The following is a 12,801-nucleotide window of genomic DNA, read 5'->3' as shown; positions in this document are numbered from 1 at the left end:
TTGTTAACACTAGTATTCTATACTAAAAATAATATTTTCTATATAAGGAGCACATTTTTAATCTTGAAACATAGACTCTTCATATTAACAGCATTACTTTTTGGAAGTGCTGCTAGCTTTTATCGACCAACTACTGTTAATGCAGCACAAACTAACGAGCAAGTCCAAACATATAACTTCGTCAGAAACACCCTAAAAAAGCATCACATGCGAGGTAGTGTCGCTATAATTAAAGACGGTCAGGTGCAAACTGTTAGTTACGGCTATGCCTGGTATGGCAAAAAATTGGGTAATGGCAATGCTAAAGTGGTCTATCCAACTGCATCTCTGCAAAAAGTAGTTACTGCTGCAATGATCGTTCAGCTAATTGATGAAAATCCTGAACTTTCACAATATACCAAGATTTCCCGTTGGTATCCAACTCTGAGAAACTCCAATAAAATCTCGATTGGCAATTTATTGACCCACACATCTGGTATTAAGGCTACTAAAACCGAAATCAATCGAGGTTATAATTACTCTGAAGCCAATGCAATTAATTGGGTAGTCAATAATATTAACGCTGCTTCATCCGATAAAGTCGGCACCTATCATTACAACAACAGTAATTATATCCTGCTTGCCGGTATCATTAGACAAATTACTGGTCAATCATATGAAGCCAATCTCAAAAAGCGGATCATCAAACCACTTGGCTTAAAAAATACATATTTGTATCAAAACATCCCTAATCGGATGACGGATGCGATCTCCTATTATTCAAATGGTGGCAAAAATTATCAAAAAGCCGGTTACGTTAAACGTTCACTTGCTTCTCAAATTCCTGGAGCGGGTAATTTGTTCTCTACCCCAGCAGATTATTATAAAATTCAAGTTGGACTATGTGATGGTTCCATTTTAACTAAGAAAAACTTCAATTACTTAACCCACCTAAATAGCAAAGTAAATGACTATTCTGGAGGCATGTATTTGAAGAAAAACGACACACTAAAACTAGCTTATGGTAGCCTTAATAATTTGCATTTTGGTAGTTGGGTGCAATTAACAACTGACAATCAAAACGGTATTGTCATGTTCCTAAACCAAACTAATGATAATGAAAATGCTGAAAAAGACGTGGGTTATGATATTTTACAATACATTAAGCCAGGGACTTTCGTCTCAAGATAAAATCAAAAAGTGTCTGGGAAATAACTCTGATTTTTAAAAATTAGGGTTAAAAGTGGCCGTTAAAATCGAATATTATTGCAAATGTTTTTAAGCTTTGTAACTTTTTCAGAGCTTAATATGAACAAAAGATTGCATCAAAAAGGGAATGTTAGCTTTTTATTCTAACATTCCCTTTTGTGCTGAGTTTTTTCCCAGACACTTTTTTATTCTGCAAATAATAAGTTATACATTTTGGCCTCGAGTGGATGTCGTAGCAACAAATTCATCCCTACAGCCACTTTTTTCTTAGGGCCAATTAACTCTTCTTTCACCGTCTCTTTTTGAATATCGACTTGGCCTAAATAGAAAAATTGTTTGCCAACGGCATCACTCTTTTTAACAAATAAATGTAGCACCATCTGCGGGGTATTAAGCAAACGTTGGACTTCATTTGAATTAAGGTGCCGCGGTGTACGTGTGTACCACCGTAAGCTACGACCATCAGCCAACGTATTATGATATACTGCATTGCGTTTTTCACTTGAGGCCTTTTGATAAGTAATAAAAATTGGCGTTTCTCGTTCGTCTACTCGATACCCATACATTGGTGCAGAAACATCCTTTGGCCAATTAAGTAAACGACAAACATCTTTGCGATCATATTGCTGATATAACGTAAATTGTGCTTGATCATCATAAGGCTGATTTAGCAGCAGTCCTGTTTCAATTACATCACTAAATAGTTTTCTAAATTCTGGATTACCTTGCAAAGATTGGACTAGCTGCGGTGCTAATTCATAGCCTAGCAAGTTATGTTCAATTAGTGCTTGCCCACCATATTGCTCTTTTTTGGTAGTCTTACCTTGTTTAATCTCAAAAAACGTTAAAGTTAGAATATCTTCAACCGAAGTCACAACTGCTGAATTAAAGTAAGCATTATGTTTTTTTAAGATTTGCTCAAATTCAGCTAGTCCTACTGTTTGCTGCTGTAATAATTGCTGCAAAAGTAATAATTCATGCGGTCTTTTTCCGTTCAGCAATTCCTTGGTCATAAATGATAAGACACCATCTTCAAATGTTGATAAAGTTAATGATTCTCCCATTTTTACTAAAAATTTACCATAATGCTGCAAGCTGTTATTACGTGCAAATACCAACGGTGAGGTCGAGCCTTCTTGATAAAAGTCGAGCAGTAGTGGTACTCGCCCCAATTTTTGTTTTAGTTCCTGATAAGATTGGCGCAATTCTTTGATGCTATCCAGTTTAACTCGATCAAGTGAAGCTAGAATTCGTTCAGAAGCAATCCGACTAAAATTAATCGTAGAAACATCAATAAAGCTCGGTAATAGGGTTTCCGCGCGCACTTTATCCTGATCGCGACTATTGTCTTGATTTAAAGCAATGGGAATTAAGTAGTTATTTTGATAGTTACCAATAAAATCAATCACCGTGACATAATCTTTTTGCGGATATTTACGTAGTCCTCGCCCTAGCTGCTGAATAAAAACAATACTAGATTGGGTGTTGCGCAGCATCACGATTTGATTTAGGGCTGGAATATCAACGCCCTCATTAAATAAATCAACTGTAACAATATACTCCAAGTCGCCGTTTTCAAGCTGTTTGACTACTTGTGCACGCTTAGACTCGCTATCTTCATTAGTCAGAGCAACTGCTGGGTGCTTTTTAGCAGTGAATATCTGAGCAAGTTCACGTGCTTCTTTTTGACGACTACAAAAAACTAGGCCTTTAGCCTTATTGCCGCAATAGCCGTAATAATTTAGCTGATTTAGGATATAATCTACTCTTTTAGGTGCTAACAAATTACGTAAATCGGTTGTCTCATCAATTTTAACGCCATCTACTTCGTAGTCTTCAACCCCAACATAATGAAATGGTGTCAGCATATGTTCTTCCAGCGCGTCTGTCAAACGGATTTCGTACGCCAAGTTATAGTCAAACAGTTGATAAACATCTTGCTCGTCCATACGTTCAGGAGTTGCCGTCATTCCTAACCAAAAATCGGGTTTAAAATGATCAAACAACTTTTGATAGCTTGGCGCTGGTGCCCGATGCGCTTCATCAATTAGAATATAATCAAATTCAGTTGGCTTTAATTCAGCTAATGTTTCTGGTCTACACAGCGTTTGAACCGTCGCAAAGAGATATTTACAATTGGTTTCATGTTTGTGTCCTGTTAACAAGCCATAATCTGAGTTTTTACCACCAATTACTTGTTTAAAACTAGCCAAAGCCTTTTTAGCAATTTGTTCTCTATGAACAACATACAAAAATTTTCTTGGTTGATACTTTTGAACAGCAAAGGCACCCAAGTATGTTTTCCCAGTTCCCGTAGCAGAAACTACTAAGCCGCGATGCTCACCTGCTTTAATCAGTTGATCTAGTTTTTGTAATGCATCCTGTTGCATTTGATTAGGCGTTATTTCCTGGGAAATATTTTTTACAGCTGATGTCGTTACTGGTCTTGTCCAATTAGTCTCATAGTCATTGATCCAATCTAAAGTTAATGATCTACTATTGGCTTTCAATTGACATAATTGGTCGGCTACTTCTTTAGTTAGCACCGCGTTTTGGGTAGAACTGACTTTTAATGCCCATTCATAGTTACTAAGCAACGCAGAACGAGTAAAATTAGCACTACCAATTACTAATGTCTGCCAATCTATGTGTTCAAACAGATAGCCTTTAGCATGAAAGCCTTGGGTTGAAGCTATTTTTACCGTTAAATTAGGAATTTTTAATAGTTCATAAAAAACTTGCGGAGCATTAAACCCTAAGTAGTCACCCGTAATGAGCGTACCCGAAACATTTTTCTTAGCTAAGTCTGCCAAAACAACTTTAAGTGGAACTAGCATATCTTGGGTTACAAACGCTACAGCCCAGGTAAAACTATTACATGTTAGCAGTTCTTGACGTAGAGTCAGCCAAATATTATTGTTCTTAGTATTTTGCAATAATTGTGGCCGTAGCACCTCATGTTCCGAATAGCTAGGATCATATAGACCATTCAAAATTGCATCTTGTAGTGGTTCATTCATTTAATATCGCCTCAACTTAGTATTTTACACAAAATAAAAAGAAACCCAATACCATGAGTTTCGTCTTTTATAAATCAATATCAAGTAGAATTGGACAATGATCAGCACGCGAGCCAGTATCTATCATTTCCGAACGATTAACTTTATCAGCAATTCGATTACTAGTTAACCAATAATCAATTCTCCAGCCAGAATTATTAGCTTTGGCCGTCCGCACTCTTTGAGCCCACCATGAATAGACATCTGTAACATTACCATTTATTTTTCTAAAAGTATCACAAAATCCAGCATCAAGCAATTGTGAAAAGCCAGTTCTTTCTTCATCCGTAAAACCAGCTGAATGATGATTATTGTCTGGATGCTTCAAATCAATTTCTTCATGAGCACAATTATAGTCGCCACTAGCAAGCACTGGCTTTTTATTGTCTAACTTCTGCAGATATTCCAGATATTTTTTATCCCATTCTTGCCGTTCACTCAAACGCTTCAAGCCGTTACCAGAATTAGGCGTATAAACCTGTGTTACAAAATATTGTGCAAATTCAAGGGTAATGATACGACCTTCTTGATCCATTGGCGTTGGGGCACCAATTTCCGGATAAGTAACCTTTGGTTTTAATCCTTTTTGATATAAATACATCGTACCAGCATATCCTTTACGAGCAGGTTCCTCTGCCGAGCGCCACACATAATCATACTCTGGAAATTCTGCTGTCAAAATTTCTTGATGCTTTTTAGTTGGACCAGTCGCACGTAATTTAGTCTCTTGAATAGCAATGATAGCTGGCTGCTTATCATGTATTTGGGATAATACTTTACGTGTTTCTTCGGCTCGCTCAGATGTACCCGTTAAAGCTGCATTCAATGAATCAATATTCCACGAAATTAAGATCATTTTGTTCTCCTTTTATCCTATCAGTTTCTATTATAAAGTTTTTCATCAATGACACAAACTCTCAATACCTAATCGAACTATTCTTGGAAATTATTTCTAAAAATAACCAGTTAGATAAATAAATTCGTACCTCTCATGATTTTTGACATCGCTTTCGTGAATGTTTTTACATAATAAACTGTTTTTATTTAATCATTACATCACTTGTCTGATATAAATTTACCATTTCTTAATCTAATCATACGTTTAGTTCCTATTAAATTAATATTTTAACAAAAATTGCTTTTTCACAAACTTTTATTTTTTATTCTGACAATACAAGTGTATAATAGCACAAGAGATAATATTTTTAATTTTATGGAGGTCCAATTTTATGACTAAAATATACGCTTATGCAATTCGCAAAGACGAAGAACCATACGTTAAAGAATGGAAAGATGCCCACAAGGATATTAAAGTTGAATATACTGACCAATTGCTAACTCCTGAAACTGCCAAATTAGCTAAAGGTGCTGATGGTGTAGTTGCATACCAACAACTAAATTATACAGCTGAGACCTTACAAGCCTTAGCTGATGAAGGAATTCACAACTTGTCACTTCGCAACGTCGGAATTGACAATGTTGATTTAAAGAAAGCTAAGGAATTAGACTTTAAGTTGACCAACGTACCAGTTTACTCTCCGAATGCAATTGCTGAACACGCTGCTGTCCAAGCTGCAAATATTTTACGTCAAGATAAACGCATGGCAGAAAAAGTCGCTAAACACAATTTACAATGGGCACCAACTATTGGTCGTGAAGTGCGTGATCAGACCGTTGGTGTAGTCGGAACTGGCCACATTGGTCAAGTTTTCATGAAGATTATGGAGGGCTTCGGTGCCAAAGTTATTGCTTATGATATCTTCAAAAATCCTGAATTAGAAAAGCAGGGTTATTACGTTGATAGCCTTGACGATATTTACGCACAAGCAGACGTAATCTCATTGCACGTACCAGATGTTCCTGAAAACGTCCATATGATCAATGATGATTCAATCAAGAAAATGAAAGATGGCGTAGTGATTGTTAACGTATCTCGTGGTCCATTAGTTGATACTGACGCAATTATCCGTGGTCTTGATTCGGGTAAAGTCTTTGGCTTTGTAATGGATACTTACGAAAATGAAGTTGGTATTTTTAACGAAGACTGGAGTAATAAGGATTTTCCAGATGAACGTTTAGCCAATTTAATTGCACGTCCAAACGTTTCTGTAACTCCTCATACAGCTTTCTATACTACTCACGCTGTTCGCAATATGGTTGTTAAATCATTTGATAACAACTTGAACTTAATCAAGGGAAAGACGCCAGAAACGCCAGTTGACTTAAATAAAGAGTTCTAACAAACTTGCACATATAACTAATATCTAAAAAGAGAACTGAGTACAATTGCTCAGTTCTCTTTTATTTCCTGGGAAATATTTTAAATTTTAAGTGCAATTGCTTCATAGGGCTTTAGCACTAGTTCATTTCCCAACTTAAAATCAGTTACTTGGTAATTACTAATTAATACAGTAAAAGGTTTATTTTGAAATTTGTCAGGAACTTTCACAGTGTGCTCTTGACCATAGAAATTAGTCAGTACTAGTAACACCTTTTGACCTTTAGTTAAGAAACGTTCATAAGCAAATACTTGCCGATCTTCTTTTAAGAACATCTTGATATGTCCAGCAGAAATTAACTCCTCCTGCTTACGCAACTCGATGAGTTTTTGGTAATAAGAAAAGATCTCACCGTTAGCAAGTTCATGCTGCACATTAATTTCCGATTGATTTGTCGGCATTAGCCACGGTTTAACCTTACTGAAACCTGCGTACTTACTATTATCCCAATGCATCGGCGTACGCGAATTATCCCGAGCTTTAGCATGAATAATATCAAACGCTTGTGCCCGACTCATACCCGCTTGTTGTAAATTCTGATATGCATTACGTGCCTCAACATCAACATAATCATCAATCGATGAATAGTCTGGATCAACAAGTCCAATTTCTTCTCCCATATAAATATATGGCGTTCCTCTTAATAAATGTAGTGCAGTAGCAAGCATCTGTGCAGACTTAACTCGGTATTTACCAGTATCACCAAAACGGCTTAATGCCATTGGCTGGTCATGATTATTCCAAAACAGTGCATTCCAACCATTACCAGCATCCATTTCTTCTTGCCATTGCGTTAAAATTTGTTTTAACTGCATAAAATCAAAGGACTTCTTAGTCCACTTTTGGCCATCTTTATAATCAACTTTTAAATGATGAAAATTAAAAACCATTGAAAGTTCATGCTCATCTGGATTTGAATATTCAAGTGAATTTTCGATTGTGGTTGACGACATTTCCCCAACTGTAATGCTTTCCGAATCTTGTCCAAAGCTGGCTGCATTCATTTCCTTTAAATAACGGTGAACTACTGGCGTATCAGTATATAGACCTTTTTCTTGAATTGGATCAGTTGAATCAACTAGTTCTTTAGCCTTACCAGTTACATTAATAACATCAAAGCGAAACCCCTTTACCCCTTTTGCACGCCAAAAATTGACAACATCAAATACAGCTTGTCTTACCTCTGGATTGTGCCAATCTAAATCCGCTTGACTTGGATCATAAAGATGAAGATAGTAATAATCTGTATTGCCAAATTTGCTCCAAGCAGGACCACCGAATTTGCTCTGCCAATTTGTCGGCAAACTGCCATCAGACTTGGCTTTTCTCAGATAAAAGAATTTTCGATATTTCTCATTACCTGCCAGTGCTTTTTGGAACCACTCGTTATCAATTGAGCAATGATTGAATACCATATCAAGCATTACCCCAACATTAATCTGTTTGAGTTTAGCAACCAACTCTTCGAAGTCAGCCATTGTCCCAAAAACCGGATCAATTCGATAATAATCAGCAACATCATAGCCATTATCACGCTGTGGCGAAACAAAAAAAGGATTAAACCAAATCATATCAACATTCAATTTTTGAATATACGGAATCTTTTGAATAATCCCTTGTAAATCACCAACGCCATCATTATTTGAATCATAAAAAGATCTGGGATAAATCTGATAAATTACTTTTTTACCTAAATCAACCATTTTTACTCCTAAGGCTTAATTTTCTGTCTACGCGCAAAATCAACAAAAACAAACTTACTTGGATTATGAAAAGAAAGTGTCAGCTGAAATGGCGTTGCGTCACTCAAAAAACTTTGACTGGCAACCAACACAACCATATTATCTTTAAGCCCTAACTTTTGCTGTAATTGCGGCGTAACTTCTTCAACTGTAATCGCTTTGGTTGCATACGAAATAGTTAAACCCAGATCGTTTTCAATATATTCATAAATCGAATTTTCTGCTGCAACCTCAGGAATATTTGATATGGGAGGATTAAATAAAAAGTCACAATCAAGTACGGCAGGTTGCTGCTTTAGCAAACGAAGTCGTTCAACATAAATACCTTTAGTTTCAGGCTGTTTGGGAAACTTTTCCTTGAAAATCTTCGGTATAGTTATTAATTTCTCTAAGGCCAGTACTTTAGTTTGTGCATGCATACCTAATGACTTATTTAATTCTGCAAAACTAGTAATCCCTGAAATTGGAAACGAATATTTATCTAAATTTAAGACTAATGATCCCTTACCACGAATTTTTTGAATCAAGCCTAGTGCTTCAAGTTGTGCCAATGCTTTTCTTACAGTTTCACGAGAGGTGCCGTACAACTGCTTTAATTGACTCTCGCTTGGCAAAAAACTCCCTACTACAAATTGTTTATGTCTTATTTTAGCTGCGATATCTTGAGCAATAAGATCTGCCTTTCCTTGTGCCATCTTATTTCCTTTCAATTAGTTTACTTTTTATTATAACGATAGATATATAGACAAGCAAACAACTTGGCATATTATTAACTTTTTATAGTTTATAAAGACAATAATGTCTATAAACTTAATTTATTTGACAGCTTGTATAGACAAGTATAACATAATATCATGTAAACGTTTTATGTTAGGAGTAAAATAATGACATTCAATCAAAAAGTTACGTTCCTGAGTCCAACTGATGGACAAATTATTCCATTAAATAAAGTCAGTGATCCAATTTTTAATAAAGAAACTATGGGTAAAGGCTTTGGAGTTATTCCAAAGTCTGGTGAAATTATTGCCCCAATTGCTGGCAAAGTCACAACAATTGCCACGACTAAGCATGCTATCGGTATTACCACCAACGATGGACTTGAAGTTCTCATTCATATGGGTATAGATACAGTAACGCTTAAGGGAACTGGGTTTAACATCCAAGTCAAACCTGATGATGAAGTCAAGGCTGGACAGATAATCGCAAATATGGATCTTGGTCTCATTAAGAACAGAAAGTTAGATCCTACTGTGATTGTTGTAATCACCAATTCTCAAGAAAAGTTAACTAACCTTGATTTAGCGATTGGCAATACCAAGGCGCTAGCAAGTATTGCTGAGGCTACTTTAAAAACTGAAGATACTTCTACCAAACATAAGCTTTCATATGACGAACTAGCAACTTTAATTATTAAAAATGTTGGTGGTCCAGATAATATTAACAATGTGATCCACTGTATTACTCGTTTACGTTTTTATTTAAAAGATGAAAACAAAGCAAATGATGACCTCCTAAAAAATCAACGCGGTATTCTTGACGTCTTACACTCTTCTGGTCAATATCAGGTTGTCATTGGTGACGGTGTATCTAACTTATACGATGCAGTAATCAAACAGCTACCAAAGTTAGATACTTCAGCCACAAGCACCAATAATCAAGATGATAGTAAAAATCCAGTTTCTCATGCTATTAATAATTTGATTGGCTTCATAACTGGTTCAATGAGTCCTGTTATCGGCGTAATTGCAGCTTCTGGAATTATCAAGGGAATCCTTGCGCTGCTTACTTTACCGCAATTAGGGTCACTACTAAATATCAACAGTGTGCCCTATCTTACAATTAGCGCAATGGCTGATGCAGCTTTTTATTTTTTGCCAGTTTGGGTTGGCTTTAGTGCTGCTAAAAGACTAGGCAGTGATCCAATCATTGCCGCAGTAATCGGCGGTGTGCTCACAATGCCACAGCTAATTACTTGGGGTAAAGCTGGTAAAGTAATGTTTAACTTAGCGGGATTAAATTTCCAGTTTCTAGACTATACTTACTCTATCTTCCCTATGATTTTAGCAGCTTGGTTAGCTGCTAAAATAGAAAAGTGGCTTAAGCAGGTATTACCGACCTATTTACAAATGATCTTTGTACCACTAATTACGATATTAATCGTGGCGACCATCACTTTAATAATCACTGGGCCCGTTATTCAAGGTATTGCAAACGGCATTGCTATCTTCATTAACTGGCTAGTTTCTGTATCCGGTTGGCTAGGGGGCTTCATTATTGGTGGCTTTTACCAAGTATTAGTGATTTTTGGCTTCCATTGGGGTGTCGTACCGTTAGTCGCCCAACAAATTGCTAGTACCGGACAAAGTGCAATCAACGCTATCATTTGTTCAACTATGATTGCCCAAGGAGCTGCTGTCTTAGCTGTTGCTATCAAGTCCAAGAAAGCTGACATCAAAGAGTTAGGCTTTGCTGCCATGATTAGTGCATTTTGTGGAGTAACTGAACCAGCGATTTATGGCGTGAATCTAAGATATAAACGCGTCTTTATTTCCGGATCAATCGGCGCTGCCTTTGGTGGTCTGATAACTGGATTAATGCATGGAACCATGTTTGGCTTCACTGGCGGATTAATTGGCTTTTCCAGTTTCTTTAATCCTAAAAATCCTGGTGACTTAAATAGTTTTTATACTTTCTTGATTGCTAGTGCCGTATCAATCGTTATCGCCTTTGTTGTAACTTGGTTTTGGGGCTACAACGATGATATGACAATGGGTAAAAAAGTTGCTAAAGCTAAGAGACCAGGAACAAAATAATATAATTATTTTAAACAAAAAAGAGCAAATGTTTCATATGAAACATTCGCTCTTTTTGATTTACTAAACCTAATTAGCTGATGCATTAACTGCTTGAATTAGAGCATTTCTAAAGCCTGCTTCTTCTAGTTTAGTAACGCCTCTAATTGTTGAACCACCCGGAGTAGTTACCTCATCCTTTAATTCTTCTGGTAATTTCTGATTGGTTAAAGCTAATTTAGCTGTACCAAGCAGCATCTTTTCAATTATTGCATAAGACTCAGTCCGCTTAACACCATTCTGAACTGCAGCATCACTTAATGCCTCAATCATTAGATCAACATAAGCTGGCGTACAGCCAGCAATCGTGCCATAAATCCCTAGTAAAGTTTCATCAACGACGTAAACATCACCCATTTGACTAAAAATCGCTTTAACTGTATCAATTACCTCGCTACTTTCATTAGGAATAAAGCTAACTACAGTAATGCCCTCTCCAATTTGCACAGGGGTATTTGGAACAGCTTTAACAAAAGACGCATCTGCGACAATTTGGCGATTAATTAGAGTTAAATCGCCACCACCAGTTGAAATAATAATACCATGATAGACCTGACCCAAGTCATTAATAATTGTTTCTTGAGCATCACCACCAACAGCGACTACGACAGCGCGACAATTATTAAAATCACCATACTCATTAATTAAGTGTAGGCCAGCTTTTTTAGCTAATGCTTGAGCAGATCGGTGACCACCATCATACACATAAATATCCTGACTAACCACATCTGCATGTAACAAACCTTGAATAATTGAACTACCTATTTTACCTGTTCCAATGAATCCAATTTTCATTTTCTACGCTCCTTTAATACTTAATTAGTTATTTAACGCCATTATTGTAACAATGCTTACATTAAATCTATCCTAATCGATAGCCCGGTTGAAAATCTCGTTTTAACAAATCAACAAATTGCGGATATGTCTGTACTTCAAACATAGGATGCAAATTAAGATCATTTCTGCGATGACGATGATTGTACCAAACACTGGCAAAACCATAATTTTCTGCACCCAAAATATCTGACTGTAACCCATCACCAAAGAAAATAGTATCTTCAGGTCCAATTGTCGTCTGATCAAAAAAATAATCAAAAACTCGGCGGTCCGGTTTTGAAAATCCAGCTTCTTCAGAGGTTACAATTAGTGAAAAGTACTGCTCAACTCCCGCTTGCTCAAGCCGATGACGTTGCATAAATGCTTCGCCATTACTTAAAACAGTTAATTGATAATCATTTTGCGCAAAACGTAAAGCATCTTCAACACCTGGCAGTAATTGATATGCCTGCTCAAAATATGAACGATACTCAGCCATGATCGCTTTCCCATCAACTTCTAAGCCAAAATTTTGCTTCAAAAAAACTTGAAAAACCTGTTCACTTAATTGGTTATAGGAAATAGTGCCCTGTTCAAGTTTACGCCATAGCCCTTGATTATAAGCATGATAGCGTTTCTGCATTTCACGAGTCAATTGCCAATGATGTTTCTTAAATAGAGCATGCAAAGCAAAATCTTCCGTTGCAGCAAAGTCAATTAACGTATCATCAACATCAAAAATTATTTGTTTAAATCGCAAGTATTTTTCACTCCTTCTAATTTATTCATCTGCTTTAATTTCCGCGTGAACGAATTTAGTCTAAGAATAATTATAGCAATTTCTTAATTATAAAAGATATAATTA

Annotated in this window: 9 protein-coding genes; 3 read left to right on the top strand and 6 right to left on the bottom strand. The window is 36.4% G+C overall.

Annotated elements, in window-relative coordinates; genetic code table 11:
* The first annotated feature begins 207 nt into the window (after positions 1 to 207).
* On the top strand, positions 208 to 1,170 hold the full coding sequence (locus OZX56_RS00200) for a serine hydrolase domain-containing protein (protein WP_277140378.1): 963 nt from the start codon (positions 208 to 210) through the stop codon (positions 1,168 to 1,170).
* 203 nt (positions 1,171 to 1,373) lie between these two features.
* On the opposite strand, the gene OZX56_RS00195 is transcribed toward OZX56_RS00200, so the two are convergent.
* The gene (locus OZX56_RS00195) at positions 1,374 to 4,208 is read right to left on the bottom strand and encodes a DEAD/DEAH box helicase (protein WP_277139727.1); all 2,835 of its coding nucleotides are present in this window, start codon (positions 4,206 to 4,208) and stop codon (positions 1,374 to 1,376) included.
* Positions 4,209 to 4,275: 67 nt separating this feature from the next.
* Complete coding sequence (locus OZX56_RS00190; protein ID WP_277139726.1) at positions 4,276 to 5,103, bottom strand: exodeoxyribonuclease III; 828 nt, start codon at positions 5,101 to 5,103, stop codon at positions 4,276 to 4,278.
* 373 nt (positions 5,104 to 5,476) lie between these two features.
* Here OZX56_RS00190 and OZX56_RS00185 point away from each other — a divergent pair, with 373 nt between their 5' ends.
* Positions 5,477 to 6,487 carry a D-2-hydroxyacid dehydrogenase gene (locus OZX56_RS00185; protein ID WP_277139725.1) on the top strand — a complete coding sequence of 337 codons (1,011 nt, stop codon included), beginning with the start codon at positions 5,477 to 5,479 and terminating at the stop codon, positions 6,485 to 6,487.
* Positions 6,488 to 6,567: 80 nt separating this feature from the next.
* Here the strand turns inward: OZX56_RS00185 and treC are convergent, their stop codons facing one another.
* Both treC and treR read right to left on the bottom strand, forming a co-directional pair.
* The gene (gene treC, locus OZX56_RS00180) at positions 6,568 to 8,229 is read right to left on the bottom strand and encodes an alpha,alpha-phosphotrehalase (RefSeq protein WP_277139724.1); all 1,662 of its coding nucleotides are present in this window, start codon (positions 8,227 to 8,229) and stop codon (positions 6,568 to 6,570) included.
* Between the two features lie 8 nt (positions 8,230 to 8,237).
* The gene (gene treR / locus OZX56_RS00175) at positions 8,238 to 8,963 is read right to left on the bottom strand and encodes a trehalose operon repressor (RefSeq protein WP_277139723.1); all 726 of its coding nucleotides are present in this window, start codon (positions 8,961 to 8,963) and stop codon (positions 8,238 to 8,240) included.
* Between the two features lie 189 nt (positions 8,964 to 9,152).
* On the opposite strand from treR, the gene OZX56_RS00170 reads away from it, so the two are divergent.
* The gene (locus OZX56_RS00170; RefSeq protein ID WP_277139722.1) at positions 9,153 to 11,081 is read left to right on the top strand and encodes a PTS glucose transporter subunit IIABC; all 1,929 of its coding nucleotides are present in this window, start codon (positions 9,153 to 9,155) and stop codon (positions 11,079 to 11,081) included.
* A gap of 69 nt (positions 11,082 to 11,150) precedes the next feature.
* On the opposite strand, the gene OZX56_RS00165 is transcribed toward OZX56_RS00170, so the two are convergent.
* Together OZX56_RS00165 and OZX56_RS00160 are read right to left on the bottom strand one after the other, a co-directional pair.
* The gene (locus tag OZX56_RS00165) at positions 11,151 to 11,915 is read right to left on the bottom strand and encodes a pyrroline-5-carboxylate reductase (protein ID WP_277125229.1); all 765 of its coding nucleotides are present in this window, start codon (positions 11,913 to 11,915) and stop codon (positions 11,151 to 11,153) included.
* A gap of 67 nt (positions 11,916 to 11,982) precedes the next feature.
* A complete protein-coding gene (locus tag OZX56_RS00160) occupies positions 11,983 to 12,696 on the bottom strand; it encodes a YjjG family noncanonical pyrimidine nucleotidase (protein WP_277139721.1) in 714 nt (237 codons plus the stop codon).
* Between the last annotated feature and the right edge of the window lie 105 nt (positions 12,697 to 12,801).

Origin of the sequence: Lactobacillus sp. ESL0684, from assembly GCF_029392675.1 — a bacterium.
GTDB lineage: Bacteria > Bacillota > Bacilli > Lactobacillales > Lactobacillaceae > Lactobacillus.
The sequence above is the reverse complement of the archived record's forward strand: the minus strand, read 5'-3'. Positions and strand labels throughout refer to the sequence as shown.

Coding starts and splice junctions, on each gene's coding strand:
- OZX56_RS00200 (WP_277140378.1), top strand. CDS start 208: ATGCGAGGTAGTGTCGCTATAATTAAAGACGGTCAGGTGCAAACTGTT.
- OZX56_RS00195 (WP_277139727.1), bottom strand. CDS start 4,208: ATGAATGAACCACTACAAGATGCAATTTTGAATGGTCTATATGATCCT.
- OZX56_RS00190 (WP_277139726.1), bottom strand. CDS start 5,103: ATGATCTTAATTTCGTGGAATATTGATTCATTGAATGCAGCTTTAACG.
- OZX56_RS00185 (WP_277139725.1), top strand. CDS start 5,477: ATGACTAAAATATACGCTTATGCAATTCGCAAAGACGAAGAACCATAC.
- treC (WP_277139724.1), bottom strand. CDS start 8,229: ATGGTTGATTTAGGTAAAAAAGTAATTTATCAGATTTATCCCAGATCT.
- treR (WP_277139723.1), bottom strand. CDS start 8,963: ATGGCACAAGGAAAGGCAGATCTTATTGCTCAAGATATCGCAGCTAAA.
- OZX56_RS00170 (WP_277139722.1), top strand. CDS start 9,153: ATGACATTCAATCAAAAAGTTACGTTCCTGAGTCCAACTGATGGACAA.
- OZX56_RS00165 (WP_277125229.1), bottom strand. CDS start 11,915: ATGAAAATTGGATTCATTGGAACAGGTAAAATAGGTAGTTCAATTATT.